Below are 16,172 nucleotides of genomic sequence, written 5' to 3'. Positions count from 1 at the left end.
TGAATAGACGGCAGGCCCGAGTTCGGCGTTACCGCTATTCGGGAGCGAAAAGCGCTCTGCCCGTGTGAGATTCCCGAGTCGAGCATGCTGTGAGTTTCAATTGCCGCTCGTCACCGGACACGGTATGTTTCACGTGCCATTTAACAAGACCTCTGGTTGGTTATGGACAGGCACCGCAGCCGAGCGTGCGCCGGGGGGACCCAATCGAGAGAGCTGAGGGATAGAGGCGGGATGGAAGCTGCACCGCGATCCTGGCAGGCGATTTTCTCCAACTGGTCGGTAGCCCGCAAGGTCGCCATCGCGCTCCTCCCACCGGTGATCCTGGCCATGTCGTTCGCGGTGTTGCGCGTCGACAATCACCTGGACGGCATGGAGCAGGTGCGCGCGGCCAGCGAATACAACGCCGCCACCCACCAGATCATCGAATTCGCCGGTGCCAGTACCGAACTGGCCGTGACCGCGGTCAACACCCAGAGCGCCGACCCGGCCGACCCGCGCATCGGCAAAGCCAACACCCGGTTCGACCGGGCGGTCGCCGACCTGGAAACGGCGCTGCGCCTGCCGCAAACCGACCCCGTGCTGCTGGTCGACATGAACTCGGCGATCGCCGCGGCGAAGGTGCTGCGCGACAAATCGCGTGCTACCCCGCCCACCGAATTGAGCACCCAGCTCGACGCCATCCTCGGCTACGTCGACAAGGCGCTCGCGTCCTCCGACGGCATGGCCTCCACCTACAACAACGCGCAGCGCTACATGCTGCAGACCAGTTCGATCATGGTCGCGCGCCGGGCCTTCGCCCAGCAGCAGATGCTCATCGGGATGATGACCTCGGGCAAGAACACCGCCCCGCAGCAGGAGCAACTGGCCGCCCGGATCCTGACCGCGGCCGGCTCGGAGATGGCGCTGATCCAGGTCTACGACCAGATCATGCCGACCGACGCCCCCTACCAGAGCCCACTGCTGGGCGGTGCGATGGCTCGCATGGCCGCAGTCGCCGATCCGACCCGGGCCGCCGACCTGGTCGAATCCATGCGCACCAGCCTCGCCACCTACGATCTGGCCGCGACCGACCGGGCGCGTGCGGTCGAACGGGTCCTCAGCGAGGCGCTGACCACCGCGCGCCAGGACGCGATGCGCGACACCTCGATCATCATCGGCACCCTGCTCGCCGGCTTGGCGCTGGCGCTGTGGGTGGCCCAGGCGCTGGTCATGTCGATTCGGCGGTTGCGCCACGACGTCCTCGACACCGCGCACGTCCGGCTCCCGGAGGAGCTGGCCATCGTCTACTCCGGCGGCAGCACCCCGCAGATCACCCCGGTCGGGGTCACCGGCCGCGACGAGATCGGCCAGCTCGCCCGCGCCGTCGACGAAATGCACGAGCAGGCCCTCAATCTCGCGGCGCTGCGACTACAGATCGGCAAGATGTTCGAGACGCTGTCGCGCCGCAGTCAGTCGCTGGTGGAACAGCAGCTGACGCTGATCGAGGAACTCGAGCGCAACGAGGAAGACCCGATCCGGCTGCAGAGCATGTTCCGGCTCGACCATCTCGCCACCCGGATGCGCCGCAACGGCGACAACCTGCTGGTGCTGGCCGGCACGCCACTGCGCCGCGGTCACCTGGAGCCGGTCGGCCTCGGCGACATGCTCTGGAGCGCCATCTCCCAAGTGGAGGACTATCAGCGGGCCGAAATCGGTTCGGTGCCGAACGGTATCGTGCCCGGCGCGGCGGCGGTCGACATCGAGCACCTGCTCGCCGAGCTGATCGACAACGCGCTGCGGTATTCGCCGCCGGACCGCCGGGTCGGCGTCGGCGTGGCCCGCACCGTGGACGGCGGCTACCTGATCGAGATCATCGACCGCGGGCTCGGCATGTCCGACGAGGACCTGGCGGCCGCCAACAACCGCCTCGCCTCGGGCGGTCAGGTCAACTTCGAAACCGCCCGCCGGATGGGCCTTTTCGTGGTCAGCAATCTCTCGGCGCGGCACGGCATCCAGGTCAGCCTGCGCCGCACCGCCTCGACCGCCTCCATCGCCGACAACGCCGGGATCACCGCCGCGGTGCATCTGCCCGCGCGCCTGGTCTCGCTGCCGGAGTCCGACCACCCGACCGCGCCCGTCCTGCCGCTGTCGCACACCTCCTCGCCGCGCCTGCAACCGGTGCCCGATCCCGAACCGGCCGAGACGCCCGCACCTCAGCTCACCGCGTACGGTCTGCCGCGCCGGCTGCCGCTGCCGCCGGAAGCCGAGCCGGAAGCCGAGGCCGCCCCGGAGATCTCGGCCCCGGCCGGGTACGAGTCCCGCTTCACCCTCGACGCGGTGCCGCGCCACATCGAACCGGTGACCGATCCGGCTCCGTCCGTGCCGCTGCGCCCGGACACCGAACCGGCGACCGACCCCGCTCCGTCCGTGCCGCTGCGCCCGGTCGCCGACGAGCCCGAAAGCACCTTCGGCCCACCGATTTTCGAACCGGTCGCCGCGGAACCGGACGAGGGCGGCGGCGCCGCGCCGATCTACCAGCGCATGGTCTCGGAGTGGCTGGTGGATTCGGCCGCGTCGGATTCCGCGGGCACCCAATGGAGTTCGCCCGCCGACTCCGGCTGGCAGGCGGCAGCCCAGGCCAGCACCCCGGCATCCTCCGGCCGGACCCGCGGCGGTCTGCCGATCCGGCGGCCCGGCGCGCAATTGGTCCCCGGCAGCGTCGATCCGAGCGCCGAGTCCGGGATCCGGGACCCGGAAGAGATCCGCGAGAACCTGACCCGTCACCTGAACGGCGTCTTCAGTGGCCGCCGCGCCGCCGACGCCAAACACGAACATGGGGAATTTGTATGAGTGAATCCAATAACGCGAATCTCAACTGGCTGGTCGCGCGGTTCGCTCGGGAAGTGCCCGGTGTCTCGCACGCCGTCCTCGTCTCCGCGGACGGATTACTCCAGGCGACCAGCGACAATCTCCCCGAGGAGCGAGCCGAGCAACTCGCCGCCATCACCGCCGGTCTGGCCAGCCTGGCCACCGGCGCGGTGCAACTGTTCGACGGCGGCAAAGTAATGCAGTCGATCGTCGATATGCAGCGCGGCTATCTTCTGGTGATGAGCGTCGGTACGGCTTCGCATCTCGCGGTCTTGGCCACCAAGCAGCACGACATCGGCCGGATCGGCTATGAGATGGCCCTGCTCGTCGACCGGGTCGGGACGGTCATTCAGGCCACCGCCCGATCTACCGTGTGAGTCCGCCTGTGCCCAACCCTGTCGACCCGTATCCCACAGGCGAGTCGCCGCGCCGGCCCGGCCGGGTCCGGCCCTATGCCCTCACCGGAGGACGCACCGCATCCGCCGTCGATCTACCGCTGGAAGCGGTGATCGAGACGGTGTCGTTTCCGTCCTTCCCGAATTGGCCCGCCGGCGATGTCCGGATGGAGATCCTGCACCTCGGGACCCAGCGACTGTCCGTAGCCGAGATCGCCGGTCGCCTGGATCGCCCACTCGGGCTGGTTCGGGTGATGATCGGAGATCTCGTGGTCGCCGGTTCCCTGCGAGTGCATTCGACCCTGACCGACGACGCGAGTTACGACGAGCGCCGTGCCCTGATGGAGAGGACCCTGCGTGGAATCCGCGCCCTTTAGCACCTTCGGGCTCGAAGAAGCCCGCACCGCGTCGACCAAGATCGTTATCGCGGGCGGATTCGGTGCCGGCAAGACGACTTTCGTCGGCGCGGTGTCGGAGATCGTGCCGCTGCGCACCGAAGCCCTGGTGACCGACGCGTCGGTCGGGGTGGACGACCTGGCGGCCACCCCCGAGAAGACCACCACCACGGTGGCCATGGACTTCGGGCGGATCATCCTGCCGAACAACATGGTGCTGTACCTGTTCGGCACGCCGGGCCAGCGCCGGTTCTGGTTCATGTGGGACGACCTGGTGCGCGGTGCGATCGGCGCGGTGGTCCTGGTGGACACCCGCCGGATCGAGGACAGTTTCGCGCCGGTCGACTATTTCGAATCCCGCAAACTGCCGTTCCTGGTGGCGATCAACCGTTTCCCCGGCGCGCCGCGATTCCCGCTGAACGAGGTGCGCGAGGCGCTGTCCATCCGGGAGGGTGTGCCGGTCATCGATATCGACGCGCGCAGCGCCGAGGAGGTGCGGCGCACGCTGGCCGCGATCACCGAATACGCGCTGATGCGTTTGACCGCCCAGGAATTCGAGCGGACCGGCCGGCATGTCTGAGATCAGCTACTTCGCCATGGGTAGCTGGATGCTGGGACTGGCGTTCGGCGTATCCGCGCTCGGGACCCTGATCGGTCTGATCTGTATCCGGCACGCCGGCACGCCGGACATCTCGGCACGCGCCGGTCTGGCCTGGCTGACCGTGGGCGCGACCTCGATCGGCGGGATCGGGTTCTGGCTGGCGAGTCTGGTGCTGCTGCTGGGCTTCTCGGTCTCGGACAGTCCGGTGCGCTACGAGGTGGGGCCGATCGTGGCGGCGCTGGCGCCGGCCACGCTGGGTTGCCTGCTCGGTCTGGTGCTCGCCGGGAACCGGTCTCAGCTGACGCGGTCCTTGGCCGGTGGCGCGATCGCGGCGCTCGGACTGGTGACCACGGTGATGCTCGGCGTGCACGCGGTGCGGGTGCGCGGTGCGGTCACCGTCGAGACGTTGCCGCTGTACTTCGTCGGCGTAGTGGCGGTGCTCGGTTTCACCGGCGCGCTGTGGTTGACGCTGACCTACCGGGAGTCGGTGCGGGCCCGGGTGGGCGCCGCGCTGCTGGCCGGGGCGACCGTCATGGCCGCGCAATTGCTCGCGCTGTCCGCGATCGAGGTCGACATCGTGCCGGGCGTACCGGTGCCCAACGGCATCGACCTGTTCGACTTCGCCTATCCGGCCTTCGTGGTGGGTCTGCTCACCTTGGCGATTCCAATCGCGGCGGTGCTGCTGGCCCCGCTGCGCCGGCCGTTCGAGTCCACCCTCGTCGACGAGCATCCGGCGGCGCAGCCGGGCTGATCGACGGGAAGTCGCGCGACCGCATGCCGGGCCCACTTACAGTGGGAGACATGCGGTGTGAGCTCGGAGGGGGTAGCGCGGCGTGACCATGGCGAGCGCCGCGGTGTCGCCACAGCGGTTGGGGCTGGACTACGCGGGCGGACGGCCGGGTGGCGCGGCCATCCGGGCGGCCGGATTCGATTTCGTGGTCCGGTATCTCAGTTCCGGTGGTCCTTCGCTGCCCGGCAAGCTGCTCACTCCGGCCGAGGCGGACGATCTTCGAGCGCACGGTATTTCGATCGTGTCGAACTGGGAGACCACGGCCGATCGGATGCTCGACGGCTACGACGCGGGCGCGCTGGACGCCGAGCTCGGTCTGGCGCAGGTGCTGCGTTGCGGCGGGCGCACCGACCGGCCCATCTATTTCTCGGTCGATTTCGACGCCACACCGGGGCAGCAGGCTCCGATCAACGCCTACCTGGATGGCGCGGCGACGGTGCTCGGTCGCGCGAATGTCGGTATCTACGGCGGGTATTGGCCGTTGAGCCGGGCGCTGGATTCCGGTCACGCGGTGTGGGCCTGGCAGACCGACGCCTGGTCGGGCGGCAATGTGGAGTCGCGCCGCAACATTCATCAGACGCTGCGTCAGCAGGTGGTCGGCGGTGTGGAGTGCGACGTGAATGTCGCCGAGACGGTCGATTTCGGGCAGTGGGATTTCGTACAGGAGGAGCCGGACGTGACGCCGGAACAAGAGGAAGTGCTGCGCGACATCCAGATCCAGTTGCGCGGTCCGGGGCTGGCGGGGTGGCCACAGCTGGGCGTCGACGCCGAGGGCCGGAGTCTGACGCTGGTCGACGGTGTAGCGGCGGCGCTGCGCCGGATCGACGAGCTGGAGGACGACACCGAGGCGTTGCGCGCGCAGATCGGCGCGCTGGAGGCGACGACCGCCGAGCTGGTGGCGGAGGTGCGGCGATTGGAGGGGCCGCGCTGGCCCTGGCCGTTGTCCCTGATCGAGGGGCCGGCGACAGCCGTGGGTGCCCGGCTGGAGGCGTTGATTCCCGATCTACCCGGACTGTCCGGCCAGGGCGACCGGGATCGAATCGATTCCGGCCGGGCCGAGTAGCAGTCGACGGAGCGCCACATTTGGCGATGAGCGGGTTCTCTCAGTTACCCGGGAGAACCCGCCCTCGCGAATGAATGTACCGGCGGGACGACACGATTTCATCACTGCATTAGGACTTTTACGGTCACCAAAAACCAACTCCCAGTATGGAATTCCCCCCATGGTTATCGGCCCGCTAGCTGGGCTTTCGGAAAAACTCCAGGTGCTTTCAACACAATCATTAGCCAAATAATTGCTGCGGCCATCCAGTGATTTCGGACGGGGGGATCATCCTCGCGACCACGGTGGCAAGTCTCTGGTGATCGACTGCGAAAGCCGTGCCCGGCCGCACGGAAAGCACGGCCGGGCACGGTATCGCGATCAGAGCCGGGACGGGTCGACCAGGCCCAGTTGCACCGCCTTGACCAGGCGGCGCGGAACCTTGTGCGCCGCACCGACGACCTTGACCTCGACCAGGTCCGGGGCGGTCGCCTTCCACTGCGCTCGGCGACTGCGGGTGTTGGAACGCGACATCCGCCGCTTCGGGACCGCCATGTCAGCTCTCCTTCATCGCGCGCGGGGTGCGCCGGCCGTACTTGCGCTCGAACTTCTCCACCCGGCCCTGGGTGTCCATGACGCGGTGGGTGCCGGTCCAGAACGGATGCGAGTCCGAGGTCACGTCCACCACCAGCAGCGGGTAGGTGTTGCCGTCCGTCCATTCGACGGTGCGCGTACTGGTCGCGGTCGAGCGGGTCAAGAACCGTTTGCCGGTGCTCTGATCCTCGAACACCACGGGGTGGTAGTCCGGATGAATTCCTGCCTTCACTTACCTTCTCCTCTCTGAGATTTGGATTGCGCCGCGTCCGGTTCCGGGGCCGCCGAGTCGAAATCCACGCAGGGGTCCCGGTGCCAATCACCGAACGGGTCTTCCCACTGCGCCACCCGCTCGGGTGCGCGTTCGACCAGACGCAGTTCGTCGTCCTCCACCAGCGCCCAGTGCAGGGCGTGCCGGATATCGGCGGGATCGGCGTCGTGAGCCAGGATCACCAGCGAGATGTCGCGGTCACCGAAGGTTTCGTCCCAGCGCAACGCCGCGAGCGCGCGCCGGGTCGGATCCGCCTGCGCCACTTCGTCTTCCGACATCGCGGCGAGCCAGCGCCCGGCGCCACCGACGCGCAGTCCGCCGCCCGCGGACTCCAGCCACACCACCTCGTCGGGCTGGGTGGCCAGCCACATCCGGCCGCGCGCGGTGACCACACCCTCGAACAACACGTCCAGCGCCTCGTGCAGGCGTTCCGGATGGAACGGGCGGCTCGCGGCGAATTCGATCAGCGTGACGCCGTGCTCGGTGCTCAGTGGCGGCTGACCCCGCAGCAGCGGCGCGTGCGCGTCGAAGGTCCGGCCGCGGCGCGAGCCGGCGGGGATCCGCGCCAGCAACCGCTCGATCTCGGCGGCGCCGACGGTGGCGAGATCGTCGGTCCAGAACACCGGAGCGTCGGGGACCAGGCGGGCCAGCACCTCCGTCAGCCGCGCCTGATCCATGGCGTCGACGGCGGGCCCGAGCGCCACCAGCGCATCGGCGAAGTCGGCCTGGCCCACGGCGACCTGTGCGACCGTGCGGTCGTCATCGGCCGCGGCCGCACCGCGCTCGGCGAGGGTCTCGTCACCGGTCGCGTCGGCCAGCCAGGTCTGGGCATCCAGGCAGGTCAGCACGGCTTCGACGCGGACGTCCCGGCCCGCCGGACCGTCCACGCGCCCGACGATCCCGGTGACCACGACGCCCTCGATCGCCTGGCACACCGCCTCGGCCTCGAAGGCCGGGTCCAGCGCCAGCACGATGCGCCGCACCGAATCCCGGGCGGACAGCCGGCACAGCAGCGGCAGCAGGTCAGCGTGCAACGTGCAGGAGACGCAGCCGTGCGCCAATTCCAGCACCTCGGTGCGTTCGTGTCCGTCCTGCCATACCGTGCGCCGCACGATGCCCTCGCGCAGTTCGCGCAGGTCATGCCGGACCACCGCGGTGCCCGGACGGGCGGCCGACGCGGCGGCGAGATGGTCCACCCCCTCGGTGGCACGGCCCGCGAAGCCCGCGATCAGCACGACCGGCGTGCGCTCGAGAACAGCCACCGGAACTCCTTTCGACAACGATTTCCATTAACCGAAGAGCAACGGTACAGTCTCGAACAGCTGTTGTCGAAAATGATTGTCATCTACTGGAGGGAGCCCGCATGTCGGCCCACTGCCAGGTCACCGGGCGTAAGCCCGGCTTCGGCAAGTCCGTGTCGCACTCGCACAAGCGGACGAACCGGCGCTGGAACCCCAATATCCAGCGCAAGACCTACTACCTGCCCAGCGAGGACCGGCGCATCACGCTGACCGTCTCCACCAAGGGCATCAAGACCATCGACCGGGACGGCATCGAGGCGGTCGTCGCCCGCCTGCGCGCCGCCGGCCAGAAGATCTAGGAGGCGAGATGGCATCCAAGTCGACCGAGCTGCGGCCGATCGTCAAGCTGAAGTCCACCGCGGGCACCGGCTACACCTATGTCACGCGCAAGAACCGGCGCAACGACCCCGACCGCATGGTGCTGAAGAAGTACGACCCCGTCGTACGCAAGCACGTGGACTTCCGCGAGGAGCGCTGAATATGGCGAAGAAGTCGAAGATCGCGCGCAACGAGCAGCGCCGGGAAGTGGTGGCGCGCTACGCCGCGCGCCGCGCCGAGCTCAAGGAACTGATCCGCAAGCCGGGCACGCCGGAGGACGAACGGGCCGCCGCGCAGGCCGCGCTGCAGCGCCTGCCGCGAGATGCCAGTCCGGTACGATTGCGCAATCGGGACGCCGCGGACGGACGTCCGCGCGGTCACCTCCGGAAGTTCGGACTCTCCCGTGTGCGTGTGCGCGAGATGGCCCACCGAGGCGAACTCCCCGGTGTGAGCAAGTCGAGCTGGTAGAAACCACCCCGCAGAAGGAATCCTGATATGGCAATCAAGCGAGCACCGTCGAAGAAGGTTCGCGCCGAACAGGCCCGCAAACCCAAGAAGAACCCGCTCATCGCCGCGGGGATCGAAACCGTCGACTACAAAGACGTGAATCTGTTGCGTACCTTCATCTCCGACCGCGGCAAGATCCGCAGCCGACGTGTCACCGGGCTGACCCCGCAGCAGCAGCGGCAGGTCGCTGTCGCGGTGAAGAACGCGCGCGAGATGGCGCTGTTGCCGTTCACCAGCCGGTAGTTCCGCACCGTCGACAATCGGGCCCCGAATGCTTCGGGGCCCGATTGTCGATCTGCCCGCGGACGACTCGGCGGGGCCGCGCGTGGAGCGGTCTCGATTAGGCTCGCCCCATGCATCGGACGTCGGCTACCCGCTCCCTCATCGCCGCCCTCGCACTGGCCCTGGGCCTCGCCGGCTGCGGTGGCTCCGACAACGCGGGCCCGCAACCGGACTCCACCGCGCCGACCGTTTCGCCTACCACCACGGCGGCCGTCCCCACCGAGAACCCCAACGCGAATTCGGGCAAACTTCTCACCGCGGACCCCACCATCGTTACTCCGCACCCGATTCCGTTTTCCTCCTGGACGCGCCTCGCGCCCGACAAGATCGCGATCAACTTCGAGAGCGGCAATCCCGCCTGCTACGGCGTCGACGTCAGCACCACCGAAACCGACAAGGCGGTCACCATCGAACTGCGCTCGGGCACCCGTGCGGACGCGGTGGGCCGGATGTGCACGATGGAAGTGGTCTTCGCCACGCTGGAGATCTCGCTGCGGACTCCGCTGGGTGATCGAAAAGTGCTGAGCGCGGCCTGATCTCGTGGTGGCGCGACCGGCGGGAGGCGGGCTACGCCGGTTCGGCGACGGCGTCCGAGAGTGCCGTGAAATCGGAATAGGCGGCCGGATGGGCTGGGCCCCAGGTTTTCTGGGCCATTATCCGTAACGGCATGGTGATCGATGCCGCGATCTGATCCGGTGTCTGCGCGGCCGGGTCGTCGCACCAGACATGCAGGCTCGCACCCAGATTCGCGGCGTTCTGGGCCGGTGTGAGCCGGGAACCGTCGACGAAGATCGCCGGGTCCCACAGCTCGTAGCCGAGGACCGGCGGTTGATCGGCGATCGCCGCCGCCGGACCGCCGGTGACGTAGTACGTCGGCAGGAACGCGGCGTTCCGCACCTGATGGCCGGTCGCGATGAGATCTTGTGGTGTGCGGGCGATTCCGAAGAACGGCAACGGCAACCCCGGGTAACCGGCGCGGCTCCAATAGTCGACGACGATATCGCTGCCGATCGCGATGGTCCCCTCCCCCGTATGCAGACCGTCATTCCAGATGCGCGGTCGTTTCCCGTGTTCGCGCACGATGGCCGCGCCCCAGTTGATCAGACCGAGGAAGGCGTCGACCGGTTCGGCCTGCGGTCCGTAGGTCGCACGGGCGTACGCCCCCAGCTGCGGGTAGTCCGCGTAGCCGCGCACCGCGAACCCGTCGAGCAGGAACTCGTCCGCGCCGAGATGCCAGTAGCGGCCGGGGAACAGCGGCAGGAACTCCTCGAGGATGTCGCGCATCAGGTCGTAACTGCGCGGATCGGAGATGTCGATCGCGGCGTCGGACACGTCGCCGTTCGCGCTGCGCAGTTTCAGGGCCGGGTGGGCGGCGAGGATGCCGTTCATATGCCCGGGGAAGTCCACCTCGGGCACGACCTCGACCTGATACCGCGCGGCGTAGGCGACCAGATCCCGGATATCCTGCTTCGAATAGTGGTCCGAGGCAGTGATCTCCGGATGTCGGGCGCTCTCCAACCGGAAACCGAACGAGTCCGACAAGTGCAGATGCAGCATATTCAGTTTGAGCATGCCCATCCGCCGGATCTGGGCGCGCACCATCTCGACCGGCATGAATTGGCGGCCCACATCCAGCATCAGGCCGCGCTCGGCGTAGTCCGGCCAATCCGTCGCCGTGCCACCGGGAATCGTGCCGCCACGGCGGAGCAGTTGTAAGGCGGAGCGGGTCGCATAGAACGCGCCGGGCTCCCCCGCACCCTGGAGATCTAGGGTGTCGCCGACCGAGAGCCGGTATGCCTCCGGGGTATTCGGAGCCTCCGGCACCCCAGCGACGCGCAGGACGATATCGCCCGCCGCCGCTGCCGAACCCGCCTGCGGGACAACATCTTTGCCGGTCACCACCCGCAAGCCCGCCGCGAAGTCGGTGGCCATGTCCAGCAGCGAGTCGTCGGTGTAAAACACCCGGGCGCGTGCGCCCAGCGCGAACCCGCCACCCGCCGGAGCCCAGTTCCGCAGTGTGGGAACGGTTTGCGGCGCAGTCGCTTCCGCCGCCGCTCGAGTATCACCGATGGTGATCGTCGCGAACGTCAAAGCACCGATCATCGCGAACCGCGCCGGCGCGCCCCTGCTCATCCGGTCAGCGTACGAAACTCACCGGTCCCCGCGGTGCGAATCGCCGGTGCGCACCGTATCTGTTCTCTGCTACGGTTCGGCGTTGTTGTGGAGCCGCAGCAGGTTGCGGTACGAGGAGGGGACACATGCCGTACGCCGTCGTCGGTCTGATCACGCTCGCCCTGTGGGTGTACTGCCTGATCGACGTGATCATGAGTCCGGAGTCGGACGTGCGCCAGCTGCCGAAGGGCCTCTGGCTGATCATCATCATCCTGGTCCCCACCGTGGGCGCCATTCTCTGGCTGCTGCTGGGCCGCCCGGTCGACGCCGAACGGCGCTCGAACACGCGCTACTCCGAGTACGACCGGCCGGGTCGCCATGTGGCGCAGAATCCGGACGACGACGAAGCCTTCCTGCGTCGACTGCGGGAACGGGCCGAGGCCCAGCGCCGGGAGGCTCGGCGCCAGGAGGAAGCCCGCCAGGCCGAGGCCGACCGCCGTCACCAGGCCGGCGAGGAATAGCTTCCCGAAACGAAACGCCACGCCGGACGGGTCCGGCGTGGCGTTCGAGATGGGGTCGCGCTCAGTGCGCGAAGTGCCGAGATCCCGTGAGGTACAGGGTGATGCCCTGTTCGCGGCACAACTCGATGGTGTCCTTGTCGCGGATGGAACCGCCCGGGTGCACAATGGCGCGGACCCCGGCGGCCACCAGGATCTGCGGGCCGTCCGAGAACGGGAAGAACGCGTCCGACGCGGCCACCGATCCCTTGGCGCGGTCACCGGCGCGCTCGACCGCCAGCTTGCAGGAGTCGACGCGGTTGACCTGGCCCATGCCGACACCGACCGCGGCACCGTCGTTGGCCAGCAGGATCGCGTTGGATTTCACGGCGCGGCAGGCGCGCCAAGCGAATTCCAGATCACGCAGGGTCGCCTCGTCCGCGGCGGCACCGGCCGCGAGCGTCCAGTTCGCCGCGCTGTCGCCCTCGGCGTCGAGGATGTCGCGCTGCTGCAGCAGGGCGCCGCCGCTGATCGGACGCAGTTCCGCGCCCTGACGCTGCGCGGGCTCCGCGATCAGCACACGCACATTCTTCTTGCGCCGCAGCACTTCCACCGCGCCGTTGGCATAACCGGGCGCCACGATCACCTCGGTGAAGATCTCGGCGACCTGCTCGGCCATCTCGACCGAGACCTCACGATTGGCCGCGATCACGCCGCCGTACGCGGACACCGGGTCCGTGGCGTGCGCCCGGCGGTGCGCCTCGGCGATATCCGCACCGATCGCGATGCCGCACGGGTTGGCATGCTTGATCACGGCGACGGCGGGCTCGTCGAAGTCGTAGGCCGCGCGCCACGCGGCGTCGGCATCGGTGTAGTTGTTGTACGACATCTCCTTGCCGTGCAACTGCTGCGCCTGCGCCAGGCCCGCCGGGCCGCCCTCACTCGTGTAGAGCGCGGCGGCCTGATGCGGGTTCTCGCCGTAGCGGAGCACATCCGCGCGGACCCAGGTGCCGCCAACCCAGGCCGGGAAGCTTACTGCCGCTTCGGATTCCGGTGCCACGGCGGGGACGGCCACGTTGGTCATCCAGCTCGCCACGGCCACGTCATAGCTCGCGGTGTGCTGGAAAGCCTTGGCCGCCAACGCCGTTCGCTGAGGCAGCGTGAAGCCTCCGGACCGCACGGCGGCGAGCACCTCGTCGTAGTCGCCGGTGTCCACCACCACGGCCACCGACGGATGATTCTTTGCGGCGGCGCGCACCATGGACGGGCCACCGATATCGATCTGCTCGACACACTCGTCCGGCGTGGCGCCGCCGGCCACCGTCTGGGTGAACGGGTACAGGTTCACCACGACGAGTTCGAACGCCTCGACGCCCAACTCGGCCAACTGCGCGACGTGCTCGTCCTTGCGCGAGTCGGCGAGGATGCCCGCGTGCACGCGCGGGTGCAGGGTCTTCACCCGGCCGTCGAGCGTCTCCGGGAACCCGGTCAGCTCCTCCACCTTGGTCACCGGGACACCGGCGGCGGCGATCTTGCCCGCCGTCGAACCGGTCGACACCAGCTCGATCCCGGCGGCGTGCAGGCCGGTCGCCAGTTCGACCAGTCCGGTCTTGTCATAGACGCTGACCAGCGCCCGCTTGATCGGGCGTCGTTCACCCACCCCGCCGGCTCCGCCCGCTGCCATCCCCGTGGGATCACTCATTAGGAATTACTGCCTTTCGTCCGTCGGAGACAATGCCTCGCGTCGCGACGGCGGCGACAACCTCCGCCAGCAACCGTCGCTCGACAACCTTGATGCGCTCGTGCAAGCTGGCCTCGTCATCGGTGGGCAGGACGGCGACCGCCTCCTGCGCGAGGATCGGCCCGGTGTCCACGCCCGAATCGACCAGGTGCACGGTCGAACCGGTGACCTTCACCCCGTAGTCGAGCGCCGCACGCACGCCGTGCGCGCCCGGGAACGCGGGCAGCAGCGCGGGGTGGGTATTGATGATCCGACCGCCGAATGCCGCCAGGAACGCGGGGCCCAGGATTTTCATGAAGCCCGCCGAGACGATCAGGTCGGGCCGGTATTCGCTGACCGCCGCGGTCAGCGCGACATCCCAGGCGGCTCGGTCGGCGAACTCCTGCAACGCGACCCGGAAGTGCGGAACGCCCGCGGCTTCGGCGTGCTCGGTGGCGGCGCACTGCCGGTCCACCCCGACCGCGACGATCTTCGCCGGGAAATCGGCGGCGTCGGCGGCGTCGAGCAAGGCGCGCAGCAACGACCCGGTGCCGGAGGCGAGCACGACGACGGTGGCCGGCGACGCGGCGGGCACCCACGTCGAGGACGCGGCGGAGTCGGCGGCCGGCGGAGCGTGCGGAGCCGACGGGGTAGAAAAGCTCAGGGCTCTACTCCTGCGAATCGGTGGGAACGGCGGCCAACCGGACTGCCGCCGTCGTAGAGCCTAGTGGTGTCGGTCAGCTCACTTTCGACCGGTCACCGCGCCGCGCCCGATGGGCTACCGGCTACGGAAATACGGACGCGGCATCGGGTCCGGGTCGGTGTCGGGGGTGTCGACCACCTCGGCGTCGACGATGTCGGGAGCGGTTGCGGCGCTTGCCGACTCGCTCGCGATCGAGATGTCGGCCTCCTCCTCGACCAGTTCACCGTCGACCTCCACCTCCAGGTCGGGGCCGTCGTAATCGGGGTAGTCCGCTTCGTATTCGTCCTCGTGGTAACTGCCGTCGTGCTCGTCGTAGTAGCCGTGCTCGTCGTGGTAATCGTGCTCGTCGTGGTAATCGTGCTCGTCGTCGTAGGCATGCTCGTCGTAATCGCCGTGTTCGTCGTAATAGCTGTGATCGTCGTAGTCACCGGCCGCTTCGGCGGGGGCGGTGACTCCGCCGAGTCGCGGCACGGTGCCCACGGGAACCACGAACCATCGGGTGAACATCAGCCCGGCGTATCCGGCGATCGCCAGCCACCCGAAGACCAGCAGTCCGAACAGCGGCAGATTCAGCCCGACGCGCCCGAAGCTGCCGAGCACACCGCCGCCGAGCGCGGCCAGCAGCGTCAACGCCATGCTGGTGAGGGCGGCGGAGGTGAGCGTCGCCCACGGTGCGGTGGCCTGGTCGGGTGAGGTGCGCCCGCAGTCCAAGCCGTTGAGCGCACCGAGCGCCGCCGGGATCAGCAGGAACACCAGCCACCAGGTCGCCGCGGGGCCGGACGGCAGCGCCGCGAGCACCGGCACCGCCGGTATCGGGCCGCCGGTCACCGAGAACAGGCCGATCGAGGCCGCACCGAAGTGCGCGCCCGCGCCGACCGATACCCCGGCCGCGCCGAGCACCACGTTCGGCAGATAGGCCAGCGACAGCACGGTCAAACCGAGCACACCCACCGCGTTGCCCGCGCCCTGATAGGTGTCACCGATCCGGGACCAGTGCAGCAGGAACGCCAGCAGGGTCAGGGCGGCGCTGGCGGCAAGCAAACGCAGGACGGTGCGGCGCGCGGCGTAGCCGGCCGCGATCGCCCATTCCGGCAGTTCCAGACGCGAAACCAGCTGGTGGCCGAGACGACTGGCGATACCGCCGCCCGCGGCGAGCAATTGCAGCACCAGCACCCAGCCGAACGCGGCGAGGGTGTTCGGCGGCTGTAGCGCGACCACGCCGGACGCGTCCTCGGCGACGGCCGAACACACCGCGGTGACCAGCAGCGGTCCTCCCACCGCCGCACCGACGAGCCAGCCCAGATCGGCGCGGGAACTGTCCGGTTCGACCGCGCGGGCGGTCTCGCGCCAGGTCAGCCACAGCACCAGCGCGGTCGGCAGCAACGGCAGCAGCCCCAGCTCGGTAGTGCCGATCACCAGCGGAACCTGGTGCGCCGCAAGCCAGCTCGCCGCGATCGCACCCGCGGTACCGGCCAGGCCGCTGCGCGCGGTGAGCAACGTCGCGAGCACCAGCACGGTCAGCACGGTCAAGGTCAAGGCCGCGGGGCGGGCGGACACCAGCAGCAGAGCACGGCCGCGTTCCGGGGTCAGGGCGAGGAAGGCTCCGTCGTCACCGGTGTCGGGCTTACGAGTCTTGGTCGAACGGGGGCCGCGCGCGGAACCGCTTCGGGCGCCGCGAGAGCTACCGGTCCAGCGCTCGAGACTATTTCTGGAGGAACTCATGACGATTCAGCGTCGCATCTCTCGGACTCCGGGCGAGCCAGGCGCGCCGGAGCGGTGGGCGGGGACGGACCTGGG

The 16,172-nt window shown here is 68.8% G+C and carries 19 protein-coding genes; 12 read left to right on the top strand and 7 right to left on the bottom strand.

Annotated features, from left to right (window positions below; translation table 11 throughout):
* The first annotated feature begins 231 nt into the window (after positions 1–231).
* The 6 genes from BJ987_RS09600 (at position 232) to BJ987_RS09575 (ending at position 6,091) form a co-directional block, all read left to right on the top strand.
* A complete protein-coding gene (locus tag BJ987_RS09600; RefSeq protein WP_209887042.1) occupies positions 232–2,829 on the top strand; it encodes an ATP-binding protein in 2,598 nt (865 codons plus the stop codon).
* On the top strand, positions 2,826–3,224 hold the full coding sequence (locus BJ987_RS09595; RefSeq protein ID WP_209887038.1) for a roadblock/LC7 domain-containing protein: 399 nt from the start codon (positions 2,826–2,828) through the stop codon (positions 3,222–3,224). Before BJ987_RS09600 ends, BJ987_RS09595 begins: the two co-directional genes overlap by 4 nt.
* Positions 3,225–3,232: 8 nt before the next feature.
* The gene (locus tag BJ987_RS09590) at positions 3,233–3,619 is read left to right on the top strand and encodes a DUF742 domain-containing protein (RefSeq protein WP_209887035.1); all 387 of its coding nucleotides are present in this window, start codon (positions 3,233–3,235) and stop codon (positions 3,617–3,619) included.
* Positions 3,600–4,217, top strand: a complete 618-nt coding sequence (locus tag BJ987_RS09585) for a GTP-binding protein (RefSeq protein ID WP_307869554.1) — start codon at positions 3,600–3,602, stop codon at positions 4,215–4,217. The genes BJ987_RS09590 and BJ987_RS09585 overlap by 20 nt, the downstream gene beginning before the upstream one ends.
* Positions 4,210–4,989 (top strand): MHYT domain-containing protein, encoded by a 780-nt coding sequence (locus BJ987_RS09580; protein WP_209887033.1) that lies wholly within the window; start codon positions 4,210–4,212, stop codon positions 4,987–4,989. Before BJ987_RS09585 ends, BJ987_RS09580 begins: the two co-directional genes overlap by 8 nt.
* An 88-nt stretch (positions 4,990–5,077) precedes the next feature.
* Positions 5,078–6,091, top strand: a complete 1,014-nt coding sequence (locus BJ987_RS09575) for a DUF1906 domain-containing protein (protein ID WP_245366747.1) — start codon at positions 5,078–5,080, stop codon at positions 6,089–6,091.
* Between the two features lie 360 nt (positions 6,092–6,451).
* Here the strand turns inward: BJ987_RS09575 and rpmF are convergent, their stop codons facing one another.
* The 3 genes from rpmF to mrf are packed head-to-tail and all read right to left on the bottom strand — an operon-like array spanning position 6,452 to position 8,197.
* On the bottom strand, positions 6,452–6,625 hold the full coding sequence (gene rpmF / locus BJ987_RS09570; protein ID WP_209887027.1) for a 50S ribosomal protein L32: 174 nt from the start codon (positions 6,623–6,625) through the stop codon (positions 6,452–6,454).
* A 1-nt stretch (position 6,626) separates the two neighbouring features.
* Entirely contained in the window at positions 6,627–6,896 is a 270-nt protein-coding gene (locus BJ987_RS09565) for a type B 50S ribosomal protein L31 (RefSeq protein ID WP_209887024.1), read from the bottom strand.
* Positions 6,893–8,197, bottom strand: a complete 1,305-nt coding sequence (gene mrf / locus BJ987_RS09560) for a ribosome hibernation factor-recruiting GTPase MRF (RefSeq protein ID WP_209887022.1) — start codon at positions 8,195–8,197, stop codon at positions 6,893–6,895. Before mrf ends, BJ987_RS09565 begins: the two co-directional genes overlap by 4 nt.
* 101 nt (positions 8,198–8,298) lie before the next feature.
* Here mrf and rpmB point away from each other — a divergent pair, with 101 nt between their 5' ends.
* The 5 genes from rpmB to BJ987_RS09535 all read left to right on the top strand — a co-directional run bounded on the left by rpmB (position 8,299) and on the right by BJ987_RS09535 (position 9,879).
* Complete coding sequence (gene rpmB, locus BJ987_RS09555) at positions 8,299–8,535, top strand: 50S ribosomal protein L28 (protein WP_209887020.1); 237 nt, start codon at positions 8,299–8,301, stop codon at positions 8,533–8,535.
* Between the two features lie 8 nt (positions 8,536–8,543).
* Entirely contained in the window at positions 8,544–8,714 is a 171-nt protein-coding gene (gene rpmG / locus BJ987_RS09550) for a 50S ribosomal protein L33 (RefSeq protein ID WP_194815936.1), read from the top strand.
* Positions 8,715–8,716: 2 nt separating this feature from the next.
* A complete protein-coding gene (rpsN, locus tag BJ987_RS09545) occupies positions 8,717–9,022 on the top strand; it encodes a 30S ribosomal protein S14 (protein ID WP_209887018.1) in 306 nt (101 codons plus the stop codon).
* A gap of 27 nt (positions 9,023–9,049) precedes the next feature.
* Positions 9,050–9,304, top strand: a complete 255-nt coding sequence (gene rpsR, locus BJ987_RS09540) for a 30S ribosomal protein S18 (protein ID WP_209887016.1) — start codon at positions 9,050–9,052, stop codon at positions 9,302–9,304.
* A gap of 110 nt (positions 9,305–9,414) precedes the next feature.
* On the top strand, positions 9,415–9,879 hold the full coding sequence (locus BJ987_RS09535) for a hypothetical protein (RefSeq protein WP_209887013.1): 465 nt from the start codon (positions 9,415–9,417) through the stop codon (positions 9,877–9,879).
* Positions 9,880–9,910: 31 nt separating this feature from the next.
* On the opposite strand, the gene BJ987_RS09530 is transcribed toward BJ987_RS09535, so the two are convergent.
* Entirely contained in the window at positions 9,911–11,476 is a 1,566-nt protein-coding gene (locus BJ987_RS09530; protein ID WP_209887011.1) for a beta-N-acetylhexosaminidase, read from the bottom strand.
* A gap of 125 nt (positions 11,477–11,601) precedes the next feature.
* Between BJ987_RS09530 and BJ987_RS09525 the strand changes: the two genes are divergently transcribed.
* Positions 11,602–11,976, top strand: coding sequence for a PLD nuclease N-terminal domain-containing protein (locus BJ987_RS09525; protein WP_209887008.1), 375 nt, complete (start codon positions 11,602–11,604; stop codon positions 11,974–11,976).
* A gap of 61 nt (positions 11,977–12,037) precedes the next feature.
* On the opposite strand, the gene purH is transcribed toward BJ987_RS09525, so the two are convergent.
* The 3 genes from purH to BJ987_RS09510 all read right to left on the bottom strand — a co-directional run bounded on the left by purH (position 12,038) and on the right by BJ987_RS09510 (position 16,097).
* Entirely contained in the window at positions 12,038–13,654 is a 1,617-nt protein-coding gene (gene purH / locus BJ987_RS09520; RefSeq protein ID WP_245365883.1) for a bifunctional phosphoribosylaminoimidazolecarboxamide formyltransferase/IMP cyclohydrolase, read from the bottom strand.
* Entirely contained in the window at positions 13,647–14,267 is a 621-nt protein-coding gene (gene purN / locus BJ987_RS09515) for a phosphoribosylglycinamide formyltransferase (protein WP_209887006.1), read from the bottom strand. Before purN ends, purH begins: the two co-directional genes overlap by 8 nt.
* 183 nt (positions 14,268–14,450) lie before the next feature.
* Positions 14,451–16,097: a cell division protein PerM gene (locus BJ987_RS09510; protein ID WP_209887003.1), complete on the bottom strand. Its 1,647-nt coding sequence runs from the start codon at positions 16,095–16,097 to the stop codon at positions 14,451–14,453.
* Positions 16,098–16,172 lie beyond the last annotated feature (75 nt).

The sequence above is a fragment of the Nocardia goodfellowii genome, from assembly GCF_017875645.1.
GTDB lineage: Bacteria > Actinomycetota > Actinomycetes > Mycobacteriales > Mycobacteriaceae > Nocardia > Nocardia goodfellowii.
Note: the sequence above shows the minus strand (reverse complement) of the source record. Positions and strands in the feature narration are given on the sequence as shown.